The organism is Hymenobacter sediminis (genome assembly GCF_003231285.1).
Classification (GTDB): domain Bacteria; phylum Bacteroidota; class Bacteroidia; order Cytophagales; family Hymenobacteraceae; genus Hymenobacter; species Hymenobacter sediminis.
The window spans coordinates 521,891-540,314 of sequence record NZ_QKNS01000001.1 but is presented as its reverse complement, the minus strand read 5'-3'; the positions used below and the strand labels follow the sequence as shown (position 1 = coordinate 540,314).

17 protein-coding genes are annotated in these 18,424 nt (G+C 58.9%); 12 read left to right on the top strand and 5 right to left on the bottom strand.

The window, feature by feature from the left end; all coding sequences use genetic code 11:
• Window positions 1–391: 391 nt before the first annotated feature.
• Together DNI29_RS02310 and DNI29_RS02305 are read left to right on the top strand one after the other, a co-directional pair.
• Window positions 392–1,261: a helix-turn-helix domain-containing protein gene (locus DNI29_RS02310; protein WP_110976449.1), complete on the top strand. Its 870-nt coding sequence runs from the start codon at window positions 392–394 to the stop codon at window positions 1,259–1,261.
• Window positions 1,262–1,432: 171 nt separating this feature from the next.
• On the top strand, window positions 1,433–2,551 hold the full coding sequence (locus DNI29_RS02305; protein ID WP_123823039.1) for a hypothetical protein: 1,119 nt from the start codon (window positions 1,433–1,435) through the stop codon (window positions 2,549–2,551).
• Between the two features lie 75 nt (window positions 2,552–2,626).
• On the opposite strand, the gene DNI29_RS02300 is transcribed toward DNI29_RS02305, so the two are convergent.
• Entirely contained in the window at window positions 2,627–3,286 is a 660-nt protein-coding gene (locus tag DNI29_RS02300; protein ID WP_110976447.1) for a T-complex 10 C-terminal domain-containing protein, read from the bottom strand.
• Between the two features lie 236 nt (window positions 3,287–3,522).
• On the opposite strand from DNI29_RS02300, the gene DNI29_RS02295 reads away from it, so the two are divergent.
• Entirely contained in the window at window positions 3,523–4,185 is a 663-nt protein-coding gene (locus DNI29_RS02295) for a head GIN domain-containing protein (RefSeq protein WP_110976446.1), read from the top strand.
• Window positions 4,186–4,301: 116 nt separating this feature from the next.
• On the opposite strand, the gene DNI29_RS02290 is transcribed toward DNI29_RS02295, so the two are convergent.
• Entirely contained in the window at window positions 4,302–5,636 is a 1,335-nt protein-coding gene (locus tag DNI29_RS02290; protein WP_110976445.1) for an erythromycin esterase family protein, read from the bottom strand.
• Window positions 5,637–5,862: 226 nt separating this feature from the next.
• On the opposite strand from DNI29_RS02290, the gene DNI29_RS02285 reads away from it, so the two are divergent.
• From DNI29_RS02285 to DNI29_RS02260, 6 genes are all read left to right on the top strand, one after another.
• Window positions 5,863–6,954 (top strand): sensor histidine kinase, encoded by a 1,092-nt coding sequence (locus DNI29_RS02285; RefSeq protein ID WP_110976444.1) that lies wholly within the window; start codon window positions 5,863–5,865, stop codon window positions 6,952–6,954.
• Window positions 6,955–6,996: 42 nt separating this feature from the next.
• Window positions 6,997–7,701, top strand: a complete 705-nt coding sequence (locus tag DNI29_RS02280; protein ID WP_110976443.1) for a LytR/AlgR family response regulator transcription factor — start codon at window positions 6,997–6,999, stop codon at window positions 7,699–7,701.
• Between the two features lie 200 nt (window positions 7,702–7,901).
• Window positions 7,902–9,053, top strand: coding sequence for an MFS transporter (locus tag DNI29_RS02275; protein WP_110976442.1), 1,152 nt, complete (start codon window positions 7,902–7,904; stop codon window positions 9,051–9,053).
• A gap of 188 nt (window positions 9,054–9,241) precedes the next feature.
• Window positions 9,242–10,087 (top strand): hypothetical protein, encoded by an 846-nt coding sequence (locus DNI29_RS02270; protein WP_110976441.1) that lies wholly within the window; start codon window positions 9,242–9,244, stop codon window positions 10,085–10,087.
• Between the two features lie 140 nt (window positions 10,088–10,227).
• Window positions 10,228–10,824: a pseudouridine synthase gene (locus DNI29_RS02265; protein ID WP_110976440.1), complete on the top strand. Its 597-nt coding sequence runs from the start codon at window positions 10,228–10,230 to the stop codon at window positions 10,822–10,824.
• Between the two features lie 295 nt (window positions 10,825–11,119).
• The gene (locus DNI29_RS02260) at window positions 11,120–11,578 is read left to right on the top strand and encodes a cold-shock protein (RefSeq protein WP_110976439.1); all 459 of its coding nucleotides are present in this window, start codon (window positions 11,120–11,122) and stop codon (window positions 11,576–11,578) included.
• A 246-nt stretch (window positions 11,579–11,824) separates the two neighbouring features.
• Here DNI29_RS02260 and DNI29_RS02255 read toward each other — a convergent pair whose 3' ends face one another.
• On the bottom strand, window positions 11,825–12,952 hold the full coding sequence (locus DNI29_RS02255) for a putative sensor domain DACNV-containing protein (RefSeq protein WP_110976438.1): 1,128 nt from the start codon (window positions 12,950–12,952) through the stop codon (window positions 11,825–11,827).
• A 288-nt stretch (window positions 12,953–13,240) separates the two neighbouring features.
• Here DNI29_RS02255 and DNI29_RS02250 point away from each other — a divergent pair, with 288 nt between their 5' ends.
• Together DNI29_RS02250 and DNI29_RS02245 are read left to right on the top strand one after the other, a co-directional pair.
• Window positions 13,241–14,344, top strand: a complete 1,104-nt coding sequence (locus tag DNI29_RS02250; protein ID WP_110976437.1) for an L-dopachrome tautomerase-related protein — start codon at window positions 13,241–13,243, stop codon at window positions 14,342–14,344.
• Between the two features lie 314 nt (window positions 14,345–14,658).
• Window positions 14,659–15,036 (top strand): DUF805 domain-containing protein, encoded by a 378-nt coding sequence (locus DNI29_RS02245; RefSeq protein WP_110976436.1) that lies wholly within the window; start codon window positions 14,659–14,661, stop codon window positions 15,034–15,036.
• 64 nt (window positions 15,037–15,100) lie between these two features.
• Here DNI29_RS02245 and DNI29_RS02240 read toward each other — a convergent pair whose 3' ends face one another.
• Window positions 15,101–15,535 carry a hypothetical protein gene (locus tag DNI29_RS02240; RefSeq protein ID WP_110976435.1) on the bottom strand — a complete coding sequence of 145 codons (435 nt, stop codon included), beginning with the start codon at window positions 15,533–15,535 and terminating at the stop codon, window positions 15,101–15,103.
• A 698-nt stretch (window positions 15,536–16,233) separates the two neighbouring features.
• On the opposite strand from DNI29_RS02240, the gene DNI29_RS02235 reads away from it, so the two are divergent.
• Window positions 16,234–16,926: a TonB family protein gene (locus DNI29_RS02235; protein WP_110976434.1), complete on the top strand. Its 693-nt coding sequence runs from the start codon at window positions 16,234–16,236 to the stop codon at window positions 16,924–16,926.
• Between the two features lie 152 nt (window positions 16,927–17,078).
• On the opposite strand, the gene DNI29_RS02230 is transcribed toward DNI29_RS02235, so the two are convergent.
• Window positions 17,079–18,335 (bottom strand): S41 family peptidase, encoded by a 1,257-nt coding sequence (locus tag DNI29_RS02230; RefSeq protein WP_110976433.1) that lies wholly within the window; start codon window positions 18,333–18,335, stop codon window positions 17,079–17,081.
• Window positions 18,336–18,424: the final 89 nt, after the last annotated feature.

Here is an 18,424-nt window from a genome sequence, read left to right as displayed (position 1 = left end):
CTGTGCCGCCGGACCCGAGGGTCGCTTGCGGGCTGGGGCCTACGCTCCAGCTTTATTTTTCCACTGCTAGGCACATATAATCCAAGCAGCTTGAATTTCAGATGATTAGTCCTGCGCCCCTGCCGGGCTACAGGCCCTACGCTAAACTCCGCAGGGATAATTATGCTTATAGCCTTGGCTTAAGCAAGTCACAAAATTACTGCCAATTTATTTTCTAACCACGCTTTATTATGCGCTGGCGGCGTTTTTATTTATCGCCGCGAAACTTGGTAATGCAATTTCAGCATTAAATTCCGCATGAAGCTACTGCTTCATTAACGCCTTTTGATGCTATGTTGACTAAGTGCATTAATTTTACATTACCACCCAGCCACTAGAGCACCATTCCGCCGTGAAGTTACAGTTTGAACCCATTCATCCAACCGTTGACAGCTCTTTTACCTTGCTGCACTACACCGAAGTAGGCAAGGCCGAGCTGCTCTGGCACTACCACCCTGAGTACGAACTGGTTTATATCCCCCAAGGGCATGGCCGGCGCCATATTGGGCAACACATTTCCCGGTTTGAGGACGGAGAACTGGTGCTTATTGGCCCCGATTTGCCCCACCTTACCTTCAGCTACGGCCACCCAGCGGGCACGCCGTTCGAGGAAATTGTGGTGCAGCTGCGCGGCGACTTTCTGGGTACCGATTTTTGGGATAAGCCTGAAATGGCGGCTATCCGACAACTGCTGGCCCGCTCCCACGAAGGGCTTTCGTTTGGGGGTAGTACCCGCACCGCGGTTGGGCCTGTGCTGCGCCAGCTGCTTAATGCACCACCCTTTATGCGCCTGTTGCTGTTGCTGCAGGTGCTGCAGCAGCTGGCTCAAGCCCCTTCTAACGACTGCCTACCTCTGCATGCCGGAGCCGGTGGCCAAGGCCTAAGCGGTAAGGAGCAGCAGCGCCTGAGCCGGGTGTATCAGTTTGTGGAGCAACACTACCAGCGCGCTAGCCTCTCAGTGCAAGAGGTAGCCGATGTGGCCCACCTTTCGGTGCCGGCTTTCTGCCGCTACTTCAAGAAGATGACCCGCCACACCCTCACCGATTTCCTGCAGGAATACCGCGTAGGCCAAGCCTGCCGCCTGCTGCTCGACGATGACCTGGCCGTAACGGAAGTGTGCTACGCCTGCGGCTTCAACAACCTCTCCCACTTCAACAAAACCTTCCGCAAATACACCGGCCAAAGCCCCACTGAGTACCGCCGCCAACGCATGGGAAAATAGGTTAGATAGCGAGACGGTGAAATGCTGTGTTGGATGCTCTACTGGTTCCGACGAATAGACCTAATGGGTCTTTAGGCCAGCCGGACGACAAAGTCATTATTTCACCATCCCACTATCTCACATCCGGGAACGGGCAAGGGGTAGGAAATGTCTGGCAGATGAATGTCTGCTATGATGAAAGCCTTGTATTTCCGCCGGGCTAGCTGGGGATTCTGGTGGGGGCTGTTGCTCTCCGGACTGCTGATGGCAGCCGGACGGCCTGCAGCTGAACAACCCCTTATCCTACAGCCTGCTACCCCTGCTTTTACCTCCAACCTATTTACCATTAAGCAAGTGCGCGATGAGCGGCCCGGCCGCCCGGCCGTAGCGTGGCTGCTGCCTACCCCTCCGGCTGCGGCCAACGTTGCGCGGGCGGTGGAGCTGCAGGGCGGTACTGAGGCTGCTCTGCGCCAGTTTGTGACGCGCACTTTGCCGGCCCGGCCGGCTCGCTACGGCGTAACCATGCGGGTGCGCGAGTGTCGGGTGCAGGAAACGGCCGCCGCAAACGGTCAGGCGGCCGGCCAGATTACGGTGCAGCTGGCTTTCGACTGGGTGAATACGGAAGGCCGCACAATCACCCTTACCGAGTATCGCGGCGGGGCCCGCTACCTGCGCCCCCTCGCCAACCGCGCCGTAGTAGAGCCCACGCTTCGGCAGGCGTTGCTGGGCGGGCTTACGTACTTTAATACCTGGCTGGCGCGGGCGGCTGCCCACGATGTGCGCTTGGCTACGGCCGTGCACCCCACCTTCCGCTACCATACCGCTCAAACCGAAGCTGACACAGTATTCTACGACCCGGCCCGGCCCTTGGTGTGGTCTGATTTTACGGGTCAGCCCCGGCCTAAAGGGGGCCGCTACGCGGCGGCCGTGTTCCCCAGCTTTGCTTACCAGGGCCGCCCCCGCGTAGTAAACGGGGTAGTGGAACTGGAGATGATTATGAAGGTTTTTGTAGTGCGCAGCTCATCCTGGGTTGATCCTGGCCAACAAACCGCCGAGCACCTCAACCACGAGCAGCGCCACTTCGACATCGTGCGGCTGGTGGCCGAACGGTTTCGCCGCAAAGCCACCCCCGACAGCCTAACGGTGGAAGACTACAATAGCATTCTGCAGTTGCAGTACCTGAAGTCGTTTACTGAGATGAACCACCTGCAGGAACAATACGATGCCGAAACCCACGGCAGCCCCCTGGCCCAGGAACGTTGGAACCACCGCATCGACGAGGAGCTGCGCCAGTACGGCATCAAGAAGTAATCCTCATCATCTGCCACAAAAAAGCCCGCTTCCGGTTCAGGAAGCGGGCTTTTTTGCGTGCAAAGGGGTAGGCGCTTAGCGCTTTACTTTTACTTCCCCATCATCGGCGTCGCGCTTTACTTTGGTGCCGTTGGGGTATTCTACTTTGGTGTCGCCGTCCTTGTCGCGCTTCACGACTTTGCCGTTGGCGTACACGATTTTCAGTTCGCCGTTTTTCTTTTTCTCGTATTTCACCACGGCCGGGCCACGGCGGGCCGGGCGGGCGGGCTCACGCACCACCACTACCGTGTAGGGGGTGCCTTCGTAGTACGAGCCGCGGTTGGCGGTGTAGGTATTGTATTGCGGCTCCGTCACGATGGTTTTCACGGAACGGTCCGTCTCGTCATTCACGGAACGTAGGGCAGCATAGCGGCCCGTGGTATCGGTGGTGTAGCGGCTGTTTACCTGGTTGAGGCGGCGGCCCCGGCTATAGTACGTCTGGCCGATGCGGCTCACAGTGGTGGTGTCGGTCAGCTCCAGGTCGTTGGTGATGCGGTTTACCACTTCATCAGCATCAGAGCGGTAGGCCAGTGTGTCGGAGGTAGCATCGGCGTTGGCCATGCTGGCGTCGTTCACGACTACGGCCGTATCGGCTGAAGGTGTGGTGGCGGCCTCGGTAGCAGCCTTCTGATCCTGATTGCAGGCAGCAACGGCCAAGGTGGAGGCCGCCGAGAGTAAGAGCAAGGACTTATTCATGATGGAGAGAGTTCGGTCAGAGAAATACCCCAGTGGTACCCGGGGATGGTGGCGCTTACGCAGCCCAGCGTCCCGATGTTTCCGGCCCGTTACGGGCAAGTTGGTGCGCCAGAACGGGGTAGCAGATCAGTATATTTCTGATATTGAGAGAAAAGCAGAAGCCTGGGCAACGGTTTGGGCTGGCTCTGCATCTGACCTGCTGCCTACCCTCTTTCTTCACCTTAACCCCACAAGCCATGGAAACGACTACTTTCTTCCGGACCCTAGCTACGGCCGCCATCCTGGGGGCCAGCGCCCTAACCGCCGCCGCTCAGCAAACCCGCACGGTTAGCTCTTTTCAGACTATAAAAGCCAGCGGGGCTATCAATCTGTTCCTGAAGCAGGGCGCCACTACCGAAGTGAAGGTCGATGCTCCGGCCGACGTGCTGGCACGCGTCAAAACCGAAGTGCAAGGCAATACCCTGGCCATCTACCGTGAGAAGGGCTCCATGCTGTCCTGGGGCAATGAGAAAGTGAATGTGTACATCACCTGCCCTACCCTCACGGGCTTGGAGGTAAGCGGAGCTTCCGACGTGAAAAGCGACACGCCCTTCACGGCTGATGCCTTCACTATCCGGGCCAGCGGTGCTTCGGATGTAACAATGGCCCTGAACGCTAAGAGCCTGACCGCCCATGCCTCCGGAGCCAGCGACGTGCGTCTGACCGGCCGTGTAGAGCGCCAGCAGGTGCATATCAGCGGCAGCAGCGACTACCAAGCCTACAACCTGCAGAGCCGCACCGCCGCCGTAGAAGCCAGCGGCGCCTCCGATGCCTATGTGGCCGTCAGCGAGGAACTATCGTCGCGCACCAGCGGCTCCAGCGACATTCACTACAAAGGCAAGCCGCGGGTAACGAAGTAAGAGTAACAGGCTACATACCTATAAAGTAAGCGGCGTCAGCTCCCGGAAGCTGACGCCGCTTGTATGATTCACGAAGAATAAAGCACTTCGATAGGACACCTAAATAAGAGGTTGGCTTAGCGCAGCGGGGTAGCAGCCGTGCCCTGGCGCACGAAGAGCATGGCATCGTAGGTGACTCCGAGTTGGGTGTCGGCGTAGTAGTCCTCGCCTCCAACTGTTTGGCCCACTAAGCGGTGCGGGCGTTTCAGGTCCTGGGCTCCCAGCTGGTGGGTATCGAAGAAGAAGAGCGGGCTGCTCACCTGGCTCATAGCGGCTTCCCAGGAGCCAGCTTTGGGCGCCGAGAGAGGGTAGGACCCCATAAGGCTGGCCGGAGAAATGAACACATCCTTGGTGGCCGCGAAGGTACCGGCGCCGGTAGCCGTAGCCAGCACGAAATATTGGCCGGGGAACATGCGCTCAATGTAGTCGCCGGTACCGCCGCCGTTGCTGCGGTCGTCGGCAGCGGCCACAGTGCGGCCCACGTGGGCGTCGTGGGCCCAGATAATCACTTTGTGGTTGCCGCTGGCAATGAACTTGGTCATTTCGGCAAAGGCGCTGTCGCGGGAGGAGTTGCGCTTGAATTTCTCGTACTGGTAGAAGACATCGAAGCCCAGGTGGGCGTTTTTGGCGGCGCCGGCCAGCACTTCCCGCTGCTTGCGGGGGAGCTTGGTAGTGGGCAGGAGCTGCACTAGCTTCTCGGCGGCCAGGTAGCCCGCGTAGCCGCTGCTGAGCCACTCGGCGCGGTTGCGCTTGAACGTCTTGTCGCTCATCTTATAGTAATAGTTATCGTTGTACTGGGCGCTTTTCAGGAGTTGCACTACCGCGGTCTGCACTTCGGGGTTTTTCGCCTTGGCTAGGCCCTGCAGCAGCAGCTGCGCGTCGGCGGTGGCAAACATGATGTCGATGCCTGTGAGCTCAACTTGGCGGCGCTGGGTGCGGTTGCGGGCTTGCATCCAGGTGAGCAGCTCCTCCATCTCTCGGTTTTGCCACATACTGATCAGGTGTTTCTGCATCAGGGGTTTGAGGTCGGTAGCGGTGGTGCGCTGCTGCAGGGCCTGGTTGAGCAGGTAGGTGTCGCCGTAGGTGTTTTCTAGGGCCAGGCGGTCGAAGCCGTACTCTTCCATCAGGATGCGCGTCAGCCAGAACCGCAGCTTGTAGAACTCCGCAGTACCGTGGGTGCCTTCCCCCATGGCCACCACCTTTTTGCCGGCCATCTGCTTTACCAGGGGCTGCACGGCGGTGCGGAAGGCCTCGAAGCTCTGCATACTCACAGGGTTGATCAGGCGAGGGTCCAGCGTGATGCGAGCCGTATCGGCAGCGGCAGTAGCGGGGGCGCTGGGTTGGGCCTGGACCGTGAGGGTAGCAGTGGTGAACAGGGCCGAGGCGAGCAGGGAGCGGAAGAAGGTTTTCATGGGAAAGAGGGGGTAGGGAGTGTCAGAGGAAAGCCGGCCGTTCAGCGACTGGCAACGACACAAAGGAATGGCCCTCAGAAGCTGGAATGAAGCTTTATTAGACCAAGCCCGCCCCGCATCCGACCAAACCGGAGGCCCCGTTTTTTGGTCGAAAAAACACCCCGCTTAGTCGAAATAGCCGCTGGCCGGAGCACCAGCCCGCCGGGAAATCTGCCAACTTGCCCCCATGCAACACAACGCCCCCGACCGGCCCAGCCGCTTCCCCCTCATCTTCGAAATCTTGGTTTGGGGCCTGTACGTGGGCATGTACAAGTACGCCGTGTACATGGAGAGCGTGCCCGTGCAGCCTACTGGCGGGGCCAATTTTCCCTATCCGCAGCTAATCCTGTTTGCCTTGGCGGCTACCCTCTACATCATCCCGTACTACCGTTGGCTGGTGCCCACGCTGCTACGCCGCCGGCGCTACGCACTGCTGGGGGTAGCCTCAGTGCTGTACTTGTGGTGGGGCATTAAGGTGAATGTGGCCGCCGCGCACTGGGCCTTTCAGGGGGTAGCAAGTCCGCCCCTGCTGCGCGGGTTTTACCAGCAGGGGTTTGCCGAGGCGGCGGCTCAGGTGCTGGCTTTACGCAACACCTACATCAGTTTACTGTTCACCGATTTGCTGGCCTTTAGCTGCGTGGCCTTTGTGCGCTATGCCTTCGAGAATGAGTACCGGCGGCGCCACCTAGAGAAGGACCATTTGGCCCTGCAGCTGGAGCAGCTCAAAAGCCAGCTGCAGCCCCACTTCCTGTTTAACACGCTCAACAGCATTTACGGCCTAAGCCTGGCGGGCTCGCCGGAAACGCCGCGCTTTATTCTGCTGCTCTCGGAGCTGATGCGCTACGTGCTCTACGACAGCGGCAAGGAGTACATTGGCCTGCCCGAGGAGGTAGCGTTTCTGGAAAACTACTTCGAGATGGAGCAACGCAAGTACCCCGGCGCCCAGATTCAGCTCACCACCCAGGGCCCAACGGCCGGGGTGCAGGTGCCTCCGCTACTGCTGCTGCCCCTGGTAGAAAACAGCTTCAAGCACGGCCGCCACCACTTCTCTGACCAGGCCAGCGTGCAGGCTACCCTCAGCAGCCAGCCCGGCCGCCTGCACTTCCGCATCGAAAACGACATGCTGCCCGAAGCGCCGACTCCGGCCACTAAACGCAGCGGCGGCATCGGGCTGGTCAACATCCGGCAGCGCCTGCAGCTCTACTACCCCGGCGCCCACGAGCTACACCTCATGGAGCACAATGGCCGCTACCGCGCCGAGCTGACGCTTACCCTGTAATACTTCCCGCTACCTATCTTCCTACCCCTATTCCTTTCGCTGATGACTACTACCCCTGCTCCGGTCCGGTGCCTGATTGTGGACGATGAGCCGCTGGCCCACCAAGTACTCACGCAGTTTATCGGCCAGACGCCCGGCCTCACCCTCACGGGCAAGTGCCGCAACGCCATGGAAGCCTACGAGCACTTGGCCCAGCAGCCGGTGGATTTGCTGTTTCTGGATATTGAAATGCCCCTGATGACGGGCCTCGATTTCTTGCGCAACCTGCGCCAGCCGCCCAAAACCGTCCTGACCACGGCCTACCGCGAGTACGCCTACGAAGGCTACGAGCTGGATGTGCTCGACTACCTGCTCAAGCCGTTTTCCTACGAGCGGTTCATGAAGGCCATCAGCCGCTTGCCCGCCCTGCAGCCGGCCCCGCCCGCCGAGGAAACCGCGGAAAAATACCTACTGGTGAAGGAGCGCCAGGGCCTGCTGAAAGTCCCGCACCGCGACATTATTTATGTGGAAGGCTGCAAGGACTACGTGAAGCTGATGACGGCCACCAAAACCTACCTGCTCCACCAAACCATGAAGGAAATGGTGGAAATTCTGGGTCCCAGCTACCTGCGCGTGCACCGCTCGTTCATCGTGGCCGCCGCCCACATCAAGCTCCTGCAGCCCGACACAGTGCAACTGCTGGATGCTACCCTAATTCCCATCGGCAACTCCTACAAAGCCGACCTGCTGGCCTTTTTCAAGAAGTAGCCGCATTACGGAGCAAGCGCCCCCGTTTTCGTCTCAAGTCGGTCAGTGAGTTATAGCGTAGCTCAGCCCCTACCCCCGTCAGCTCAACATAACCCTACCCCACTAGGCGGCCGTAGCTCCCCGTAGTTGCGGCCGTTTTGGCGCCTGAAGGTTCAGGGCCGGTTGTAGCTTTGGCCCAAACCAAGGGGTAGCAGCAACACATGATACAGGTAGTAGAGGAAGACGTTACGCCCCGACAGGCGCGGTGGGCCATTGCGCTGTTTTTCTTTGTCTCGGGGTTTGGGTTTTCCACCTGGGCTTCGCGCATTCCCACTATTCAGCAGCAGCTACACCTAAGCGAGGCCGAGCTGGGCGGGGTGCTGTTTGCCCTACCGGCGGGCCTGATGCTCACGTTGCCCGTCACGGGGTGGCTTTTGCAGCGCTTCAGCAGCCGGCAGGTGATGCTGGTGGGCGCCATTCTGTATAACCTGGCCCTGGCTTTGTTGGGACTGGTGGAGCACACCTGGCAGCTGGTGGGGCTGCTGTTTTGCTTTGGCTCCTCGCGCAACCTGCTCAATATCTCCATGAATGCGCAGTCGGTGGGGGTACAGGCGCGCTACGAGCAGTCCATTATTGCCAGCTTTCATGGGGTGTGGAGCGTGGCGGGCTTCGCGGCCGCAGCTGTGGGCACCCTACTGATTGGGCAGCGCGTGCCTACCTCCACCCACTTTGCCGCAGTAGCGGTGGTGCTTACTGGGGTAGCGCTCTACAACTACTGTCACAGCCTGGTGCTGCCGCCCGCGCCCGAAGCCAAACGCAGCGGTTTCCGCTGGCCCGATAAAGCCCTGCTGAAGTTCGGTCTGATTGCCTTTGCCTCCATGGCCTGCGAGGGCACTATGTACGATTGGAGCGCTATTTACTTCCAAAAAGCCGTGCTGGTGCCCAAGGAAACCGCCGCTCTGGGCTTCACGGTGTACATGGTAGCCATGACGGCCGGGCGCTTCAGTGGCGACCCGCTGGCCAACCGCTTCGGCGTGAAGCCTATTTTGCACTACAGCGGCGTGCTGCTGCTGGCGGGCTTGCTGCTGGCTGCGCTGTTTCCGGTGCCGCTACTGGCGGGGCTGGGATTTGTGCTGGTGGGGCTGGGCGTGTCGTGCGTGATACCCATGGTGTTTGGCATGGTGGGGCGCACGGCAGCGCTCAGCTCCGGCTCGGCTATTGCGGCGGTTTCTACGGTGGGTTACTTCGGGTTTCTGCTGGTGCCACCGGTAGTGGGCTTTATTGCCGAGGCGGCTAGCCTGCAGTGGTCGTTCGGGCTGATGGCGCTGCTGGGCGGGGTAGTAGTACTGTTGGTGCGCCGGCTGCCGGAGTAGAGAACTGGCGGCAGGGGTAGAAACGCAAGGTGGCGTTATAGGTATAATCCAGATTCCAGTGTTGGCCGGAATAGCAGACCATCCGCTTGATTTACCAGCGTATGCAACTCAATTTCACCGGCATTCTGCGTACCTTAGAGGTTCGGCGGCCGGGCCCGGGTGGGCCCAACGCATAGCCGAACCTGTTGATGAAATACATTCTTGTGCTGTTGGCCTGGTGCTTGCCTTTGCTGCTGCGCGCCGCCGTGCCGCTGCAGCCCCTGCAGATTGCCGAGCAGTTTGTAGCCAAAACCGGCTGGCCCAACATGCGCGACTACCTCAGCGGGGAAGCCGCCGGCCAGGCCCGCCGCCAAAGCTTAGGCCAGCAGATTCCGGCTACCCTGCAGCGTCATTGCCAACTGTTGCACCAGGGCACTGCCACGGCTGTGGTAACCGTAGAGCTGCGCGACTCGGTGAGCCGCAGCGACATTTACCTGCACTTTCGTCGCGACTCCGCTACTGCTACCACTCCCTGGAAGCTGGCCGCGGTGCGCAGCCTGGCCATGACCCAGCTCGGGCCACCTATGCTGAAGATCTTGGCCGACATGCCTCCGGCTGAAATCACGCAGTACAACCAGAAACACCCCGAGGCCAGCCATGCCTTTATGCTCGGCAACATCCGCCTCTGGATTGGCTCCGATGCGGAAATTGTAGAACACTTCAACCGCCATCAGCCCCAGTTTCAACAAGCGGTGCGCCTGATTCAGAGTCGCCAGTTTTTCACCGCTCCCCTCGACTCAACCCTGTCCGGCGAGCAGGCCGCCAACGCCGATGCGGAGGTTCTGGCGCTGCTGCGGCCCTTGTACATCAGTCGGGTTACGCAGCGAACTTTGGGCTCGCCCGCCGGGCTGGAGTTTATCATTGGAGGCGTTACTAACAACACCGTGGGCCTGCTCTACCAGCCAGATGTTACGCAAGTACCGCCCATGAGCCCCGACCGCGTAATCGTAATGAAACCGCTGGGCCACGGTTGGTATCTGTATAAAACCACGTAGTGGCTTCCGCAGCGCCGTTTTACGGCTCTTTTCTTTCTCACGCAAACTCAAGGTGTCTGCCCCATTTCGGGGACCAGTAACGGAAGCTTCGCGTTAGTGCCTAGCTTTGCACCCAGTTTCCTGCCCCCTACCCCGCCTACATGCCCCAACGCCACTTCCTGCTCTACAAACCCTACGGCTACCTTAGCCAGTTTACCAGCGAGTTTGAGCGGGAGCAGCGGAAGAAGCGTTTTTTGGGCGAGCTGCACGATTTTCCAGTAGGCACCATGGCCATAGGCCGCCTCGATGAGCACAGCGAAGGTTTGCTCCTGCTCACCACCGATGGCCAGACCAGCGCTCAGGTGCGCAGCAAAGACATCGAGAAGGAGTACTACGCGCAGGTAGATGGCCTGATTACTGACGAGGCAGTGGCCCAACTGCAGGAAGGCGTGGAAATCGGCCTGCGGGACGTGCGCTACCAGACTTTGCCTTGCCAAGTACGTCGCCTCGTGGAAGCACCGGCCCTACCCCCTCGGGGCCGCAGCATCCGCTCTGACCGCCACGGGCCTACCAGTTGGGTGTCTATTATCGTGACGGAGGGGAAGTTTCGGCAGGTGCGCAAAATGACGGCCGCCGCGGGTTTCCCCACCCTACGCCTAGTACGCGTCCGCATCGGTGAAATCACCCTGTCCGATTTGCAGCCCGGCGAGGTGCGGGAAGTCTCCGAGCTACTACCCGCAGCTGCATTAGCAGAGTAGCCTTGTTCAGCCGCTTTTAGCGGTATCCGCTGCTTAGCATTTGAGAGGCCGTATACCCGTCAAACAGACCCGCGGCGGCTGATCCTCTTATGTTTCAACGGCTTATCCTATCTCATTGAGTCGTATATCCAGAATTACCTATACCTTTTCTTACAACATGAAATTTATTAGTCGCGCTGCTAGTTATTAGTTGCTACCCCATGTCCCGGCACCGGGTAGCTGCGTCGCTATTTCTATCTGATACTACCGTACGCACTGCATCACTGAATACTTCATCCCTAACGATAAATAGGCCATGGCCAGATCACAAGCCACTTTTGGAAAGAAAGAAAATGAGAAGAAGCGCCTGAAAAAGCGCATGGATAAGGCTGAGCGCAAAGAAGAGCGCCAAGCCAACGCGAAGAATGGCGGCAACCTCGACGAGATGCTTGCCTACGTAGATGAGGATGGCAACATCACCTCTACCCCGCCCGATCCATCGCGCAAGAAGAAAGAAATCAAGATAGAGGACATTACGCTGGGCGCCCGCAAGCAGGAAGAGGAAGATCCCGCCGACCTGATCCGCCAAGGCACTGTGTCATTCTTCAACGAGTCGAAGGGCTACGGCTTCATCAAAGACCAGAAAACCGGCGAAAGCATCTTCGTGCACGCCAACGGCCTCATCAATCAGGTAAAGGAGAACAACAAAGTGACCTTTGAGATTGAGATGGGCCAGAAAGGACCCAACGCCGTGCGCGTGCGCTTGGCCGTGTAACTACAACCGCGCCCGGATGCAGCTACCGGTACATACTTTGCCTGCCGCAAGCCCTGCTTAAGCGCTTTGCAGAGGTAGGCTTTCCTGATAGGCACATGCTAAACGCCCAGCGCCAGCGCTTCCATTCCAGAAGCTGCTGCCGCTGGGCGTTGCCGTATCCGAAGGGGGTAGGGAGACGTTGAAATACTACGATATCTCCCTACCCCTGATGCCTAGGCCAGCTTGGTATAATGCTCTACTCTTTGGCTAGAGCAGCAGCACATCAATGCGGTGGGCGTGTACCATTTGCAGCGTCACCGACCAGGCAAACAAGGTAAAGAAGCCATCCTGTGAGGCCACCAGGGCCAGGGCGTCGCGCTGATCGTGCACGAACTGCGCGGCAGCCAAGTGGCGGGTGCCGCCATTTTGAGCTGGGTGCAGGTAGCGAGCAGGGCTATCCACAACGGGCTCGGTTAGCACCATTTTATCAACGGGTACGCTGGACTCGGCCCGGGCTACCTTGGCCCCGAAGGCCAGCAGGTGGTAGTCGCGGGTGATAATAGTCGCCCCATCTACGGCCGTGAAGCCGCCCACAATGCCAATGCTGCGCTGAATTTCCTCCAGCCACTTCCGCTTCGAGAGGCCCTGCTGCACCTGCGCAATGCCGGTGTAGGCTGGGTGCACGGGGTAGGTCATGGGCTGCACAATAGATTCCTGCCAGGCCGTGGAGCCGGGCGGCACCACCAGCACCAGTCCGCCGCGGCCGTGGGCCCGCATAGAAGCGGCCAACTCTACCAGCACATTGTCTATTTCGCCAGTGCCGGTAGGCAAGGATTCGCTGGGCAGAAATAGTTGCAGGGCTGGGCAGTCGTTCACGGCGGCATTTTCGGCATCTACCAGCTGGAGCTGGTCGCCGCGCAGAATGGCTACGTTTACAAATTTGCCGAAGCCATCGGCCCGGCGGTGTTTCACTACCAACAAGCCGGGCTCCACTACCTCCAGCACAAAGCACAGAGGCGGAATTTCGGTAGCTGTGCCCCACACGTATAGTCCTTCCTCATCGTACCACACGCCCAGATGAATACCAGGCTGCTCCACGGCCGGGGCCAGTTTCAGGAGATTATAGGGCGTAAGGCGGCGCTTGCCGAATACTACTGGCTGGCCGGCCTGCTCAGGCCGTAGCAACGTCAGGGAAATGCGTGGCGGGTGCCCTTCTTCCCGCCGCAGACTAGCCCAGAAGGCAGCATCCACAATAACCTCTACCCACTGCATGGGTGGAGGCTCGGCCAAGCCGGTGAGGGCCTGCGCGGCGGCTGCGGCATGATGGCGGGCAAAGTGCGTTTCTATCATGGGGGCTACCATGCGGGCCGCCAGGTAGGTGGGTTCGGAAAGCATAGGGGTAAGTACGGAGCTTTTAAAATAGAATGCCAACGGGCGGCACACGGCGGGGCGAAGCTTACTACAGCCGCAAACCGCCGTGCTAGGCCGGCACAACAGCCCAAAGGCCCTAGCGGTTTGCGGAGAGCCTTCGCCGAGGACTCCGTATTTCGTACCAGTTGGCTTCCGTATAAATGCTGAATAAGCGGCAAAAGCTGGGCTTGGAGTAGCCAGAGGCTAATCGGGGCCGTAAGGACAGCCAAGTGCTTTGTGCGCTTTTGCCCTACCTCTTTCTACTACCCCACTATGAAACAACTACTTACCACTGGCCTGGCCGCGCTTCTGCTACTAGGCGGCTGCACCAGCAACGACGACGACGATGTAGCCGCGCCGACCCTGACCAACCTCAACCTGGCCCTGGCCCCCGTGGCTACCTCCACCGTGCAATGGACAGGTGTAGCCGTGACCCAACAGGGGCGGGTGTTTGCCAACTTTCCGCGCATGGAAACCGACACCATTCCGTATTCGGTGGCGGAGGTGAGCGGCACCCAGGCTACCCCCTTCCCCGACGCCGAGTGGAACACCTGGAACCGGACGCTGCCGCCCCAGAACCGCTTTGTGTGCGTGCAGAGTGTCTATGTTGATGCCAATAACTTTTTGTGGGTGCTCGATGCCGCTTCGCCTAAAATGCAGGGGGTAGTGCCCGGCGGGGCGAAGCTGCTCAAGTTCGATCCGACCACCCGCCAGCTGGTGCAGCGCTTCGATTTCGATGAAACGGTGGCCTTCCCCACCAGCTACCTCAACGATGTGCGCGTGGATACCCAAAACAACTTTGCCTATATCACCGACTCTGGAGCGGGGGCGCTGATTGTGGTGAACCTGGCCACGAAAAAGGCCCGCCGCCTGCTAGGCAACCACCCGTCCACTAAATCGGAAAACCTGATTCTGACGGTAGAAGGCCGGGTGTGGCGCAACGCCAGCGGCGAGCTGCCTTCCATTGATTCCGATGGTATTGCCCTGTCGCCCGACCGCGCCTACCTCTACTACCACGCCCTAACCGGCCGGCCCCTATACCGCATTGCTACTCAGTACCTGCGCGACGAGAATCTGCCGCCAACCCAACTGCCCCAGCGCATTGAGTTGCTCGGCAATACCAACCCGCCCGATGGCATGATCTTCGACCCGGCCGGCAACCTCTACCTCACCGATATCCAGAATAACGCCGTTACGCGCATTACTCCCTCCGGCGAGTTGCAGCTGGTAGCCCAGGACAACCAGCTCAAGTGGCCCGACAGCTTCTCGGTAGGCCCCGACAACTCGCTCTACGTCACTACCTCGCAGCTTCACATTCCGCGCAAGGAGCGCACCGAGCCTTACCGGATTTTGAAAATGACGTTGCCGCAGCCATAGCCCGGCTTGGCTTTCCTACCCTCTCTTGCATTACGAAACCCCTTGGCTGAAACTCTATTGAAGAGTTTCGACCAAGGGGTTTGTTGTTCTTGGCCCGCTAAGCCGAACGAGTAACGTTATAATAAACAGAGGATGATGGTACTTATATCAGGTTACCGCTATATTGCCTCGGGGAACGATGCGGGCACCGGTACGCAGGCTTCAAGAAGCCGCGCCACGCTGCATCGGGCCTTGGTGGAGCCCAGAACCCACCGAAAAAAACGGGGCGTAGCCGAAAAGCCTCACGAGTAGGGAGCTTTCAACCTCAATAGTGCATGAATTACTTTTTACACGTACTACGAAACTACGCCGTATTTCAGGGCCGTGCCCGGCGCAAGGAGTACTGGATGTTTGTGTTGTTTAATATCATCTTCGCCGTGGCCATCCTGATGGTGGATGGCGCGATAATGGCTACCGGGCTCCTGAGCTTCAGCCCTCTCTACATTCTTTATACTCTGGCTATTATAGTACCCAGCCTGTCGGTAGTGGTGCGCCGCCTCCACGACCAGAACAAAACCGGCTGGTGGTTCTTAATCGGTTTTGTGCCGGTAGTAGGCGGTATTTGGCTGCTGGTGCTGCTGTGCACCGAGGGCACTGCCGGCCCCAACCAATATGGCCCCGACCCCAAGGCTGAGCCTGCCTTGGCTTACTAAGTTGTCGCGTCATGTTCAGGGGAAGGGCAGCCAAGCTTGGCTGCCCTTTTTCTATGCCCGCTGCCTACCCCTCCGCCTGCCGCCGGCGCTGGGCATGCCGCCGCTTCCACATCCGCAGGGCCAGCCGAAACACCACCAGCCCAAACACCACCATCAGCAACAGCCCCACTACCAGCACTACATCCAGGGGGAAGGCAACGGGAGCCAGCCCCAGCCGCTGCCCCAGCCCCACGGCTACGCGCAGAATGCGAAAGGAAGTGAACTGCATATATGCCAGGAAGGCTACGCACAGCCCGAAAGCGGTTAGCACTACCCCCCGCCGCCGCACAAACATGGCGGCCAGCACCATCAGAATGCCATAGAGCCCAGCACCCACCAGTACGCCTCCCAGCCCCCCTACTAGCAGGAACACGTACTTTTCTTCCTGCTCGCCGGCATAGGCAAGCATAGGCAAGCAAAGTCCTGCCCCGAGCAGCGTACCGCGCATCAGCTTCTTCATTAGCGAAAGATAAAACCGCCCACAAGCCGCATCCAAGCTGCGCAGGGCCTTTTCTGTACAGAACTCCTACCCCCTCTGGTTTCTCAAACCCTTTGCGCGGCCGCTTCTGCTGCACCAGGGGCCGTGGGGTATATATCAGAGCCGTGAACAGGCAAGGGTTTTCAGAGACTACCCTATTATCCGGAGCAAATTTCAGCCTCTATGCAGAGTGTCTGTTGGGTGCGATGAGCTTCAAAAACGGCCATGAGCACTTGCTGATACGTTTTTGGCTTTTGCGCTTATCACCTAGTGAGTGCTCCCCTAGCCCTATGGTTTATGCGTCCTCTATTAAGCTAGGCAGGCATTCTGCATAGTCGGCATATTACTAGACACTTAAGACAAAAAATAGTTATCCGTCTTTATAGGAAAATTCTTTTATTTGCTTCTGTTCCCCGCATACCTTCCTGCTAGCGCAGCCTGCACTTTCCCCAGAAGTCGGCTGCTTTATTCAGCATCGGTTTGGACTCTCTGAGCCTGCCAGCGCCACGCTTTCCTGGTGGTAGCGGCTGGCTTGGTAGTTCATTTCCTGCTGTTCTTCTAGGTAAGCCTAATCTGGTTTGCATACTCCCCAGGTACGCGCCCAGCCTTGCCTACCTCTCTGCCCGCCGCAAGCCGGCCTGGGCCCATTTGCTCCTGTGCCTCTACCAATTCCCACATTTATGCTCCTACTTCTACTTTCCTTATCCGCCGCCCCAACCCCAAACGCCGCCATGCCCTCCGGAGGAAATTTTCCGGCCGTGGCGGCAGCTCCTGCTAGCCGCCCAATTGCTACTATGGTAGCGGGCCGCGTAACCACCGATGCCGGCGTGCCCTTGCCGGGCGTGGTAGTGGGTGTGCAGGGCTCTACTCAAGCTACCAGCACCAACTCTTCCGGCGAGTTTCTGCTGCAGCTCACCAACGACAAATCAGTGCTGCTTTTCCGCTACCAGGGCTACCGCGACCAAAACCTGGAAGTAGTGGCCGGCGAGCCGCTGATGGTGAAAATGTACCCCGTCACCAGCTCCCTCTCCACCGCTACCTCCTCAGTCCAGCCGGAAGTGCTGAACCACTCCGAGGAGCTACCTGCCTTCCCCGGCGGCGACGCGGCCTACAGTGCCTTCATCAGGCAGAACGCAGTGTTTCCCAAAGAAGCCCTAGCCCGGCGTATATCGGGTACCGTGTACGTAAGCTTCGTGGTGGATGAGCAGGGCCGCATCACCGATGCCCGCGTGATAAAAGGCTGCGGCGGTGGCCTCGACGAAGAAGCCCTCCGCCTGGTCCGGATTATGCCCTGGTGGACTCCGGGCAAAGAAGGTGGCAAACCCGTGCGGGTGGCCCGCACTATTCCGGTTCCGTTCCTCTACAAGCAATAGGCCCCTCGCGTTAAGAACAGGCTGGGTAAGCACTCCCCTGCTCGACTCGTAGCCCGTTACTTCTGCTACCATCTGCATACCCGGCTGAAGCTCTTGGACCTGATAGCTTCAGCCGGGTATATTTTGTGCTATTGGAAGCTCCTGGGGGTAACTCATTTAGCCGCCTTTAACAGCTCCAGCGCTTTTTCCAAGGTAATATCCCTGCTCTCTTCTGATAGGGGAATGCGCTGAGCAGGCACAAAATTCTCGCGAGGCGTGCCGTTTATGTGATAGAGACGCTCGAAGGGAATAGCAAAGCCGATACCTGAGTTTGGCAGCTTATAGGAACCAATACCACCGTTAAGGCGCGCCATTTCAGTGCCCATAATGGTAGCCCACTGCAAGGCATCAAATCCAACGGTAGTTCCTTCGCCCATGCTACTAGTCCAGCGGCCTACCAGTATCACCAGCGGCCGGGTGTAGGGCCGTGGCCGCGGCGATACCAGCTCGACCCAGCTGCGCTTAATGCCATACCGCTGCTCTTCGGCTGTTAGCTCGTGGCGTTGGTAGAACTGCTCTTTAGTAGTGAACCGGCCGAGGATAGCGCGTCCCACCGTGGAGTTGCCGCCGTTGGGCGTTTCGCGCAGATCCAAGATTAGGCCAGAGGTAGCAGACAGAGCATCGAGGGTGCTGTCGAAGGCTGCTATAAGGCCGTTATTTCCTAGGCTGTTATTAATTCGGATATAGCCAATGGTGCCCAACTGCCGGCTTTCCAGCAGGCGCGGGTAGCGAATGTTCTCGAGCTGCGCAGTTGGCTTGTCAGGGTAGAAAGTTAGCGTGCGGCCCTGGCTCCGCACTGTTAGCTTGCGCGAAGTATTGTGGGTGCCGGCCAGGGCCTGGTTGAGGGCGACTTCTCGAGCTGCCTCGTCTGGAGTTTTTAGGGTTAGGGGTAGCAGCGGGGGTAGGGCCTGGGCAATGGGCACTTCATTCACCGCCACGATTTCCATTCCCGGCCGCACCCCTACCCGCTCGGCCCCGAAACCGGCCCGAACTGCTACCACCACTGGTTTGCCCTGCTGGAACTGCGCCCACACATCGGAGCCAGAAGGGAGCAGGCGGCGCGAATCGGGGAGGTTGGTAGAGAGGGAAGCGTGGTTGTCGTAGAGTTCATTAAGGGCATTTTCCAGCAGGCGGATGAACTGCGCCTTGGTAGTGATGCCTGGCAGCTGGGCCGCGTAGAGGGTGCGCACCTTGGCCCAATCCGTCTGCTTCTTATCAAAGTAGCAGTAGTTTTCACTGATGGTCGTCCAGAAATACGTGAAATCCTGCTCGTACTGAACTGGGGTTAGTGGGGTTTGGGCACGGAGGGTAGCAGGCTGAAGCAGCAGTAAGCCGATATAGGCCGCGCGGCGGCAGGCAAAGTGTAGCACAGGATCAGATGGGGCCTAGAGGTATGATGGCGTAGCTAGTTACAAAAAGCCAGGCAGGCAACTTTATATAGCAGCCCCTTCTGTAGGCC

Excerpts from the sequence above, each read along its gene's own strand:
- DNI29_RS02305 (WP_123823039.1), top strand. The coding sequence starts at position 1,433 with ATGATGAAAGCCTTGTATTTCCGCCGGGCTAGCTGGGGATTCTGGTGG.
- DNI29_RS02300 (WP_110976447.1), bottom strand. The coding sequence starts at position 3,286 with ATGAATAAGTCCTTGCTCTTACTCTCGGCGGCCTCCACCTTGGCCGTT.
- DNI29_RS02295 (WP_110976446.1), top strand. The coding sequence starts at position 3,523 with ATGGAAACGACTACTTTCTTCCGGACCCTAGCTACGGCCGCCATCCTG.
- DNI29_RS02290 (WP_110976445.1), bottom strand. The coding sequence starts at position 5,636 with ATGAAAACCTTCTTCCGCTCCCTGCTCGCCTCGGCCCTGTTCACCACT.
- DNI29_RS02285 (WP_110976444.1), top strand. The coding sequence starts at position 5,863 with ATGCAACACAACGCCCCCGACCGGCCCAGCCGCTTCCCCCTCATCTTC.
- DNI29_RS02280 (WP_110976443.1), top strand. The coding sequence starts at position 6,997 with ATGACTACTACCCCTGCTCCGGTCCGGTGCCTGATTGTGGACGATGAG.
- DNI29_RS02275 (WP_110976442.1), top strand. The coding sequence starts at position 7,902 with ATGATACAGGTAGTAGAGGAAGACGTTACGCCCCGACAGGCGCGGTGG.
- DNI29_RS02270 (WP_110976441.1), top strand. The coding sequence starts at position 9,242 with ATGAAATACATTCTTGTGCTGTTGGCCTGGTGCTTGCCTTTGCTGCTG.
- DNI29_RS02265 (WP_110976440.1), top strand. The coding sequence starts at position 10,228 with ATGCCCCAACGCCACTTCCTGCTCTACAAACCCTACGGCTACCTTAGC.
- DNI29_RS02260 (WP_110976439.1), top strand. The coding sequence starts at position 11,120 with ATGGCCAGATCACAAGCCACTTTTGGAAAGAAAGAAAATGAGAAGAAG.
- DNI29_RS02255 (WP_110976438.1), bottom strand. The coding sequence starts at position 12,952 with ATGCTTTCCGAACCCACCTACCTGGCGGCCCGCATGGTAGCCCCCATG.
- DNI29_RS02250 (WP_110976437.1), top strand. The coding sequence starts at position 13,241 with ATGAAACAACTACTTACCACTGGCCTGGCCGCGCTTCTGCTACTAGGC.
- DNI29_RS02245 (WP_110976436.1), top strand. The coding sequence starts at position 14,659 with ATGAATTACTTTTTACACGTACTACGAAACTACGCCGTATTTCAGGGC.
- DNI29_RS02240 (WP_110976435.1), bottom strand. The coding sequence starts at position 15,535 with ATGAAGAAGCTGATGCGCGGTACGCTGCTCGGGGCAGGACTTTGCTTG.
- DNI29_RS02235 (WP_110976434.1), top strand. The coding sequence starts at position 16,234 with ATGCTCCTACTTCTACTTTCCTTATCCGCCGCCCCAACCCCAAACGCC.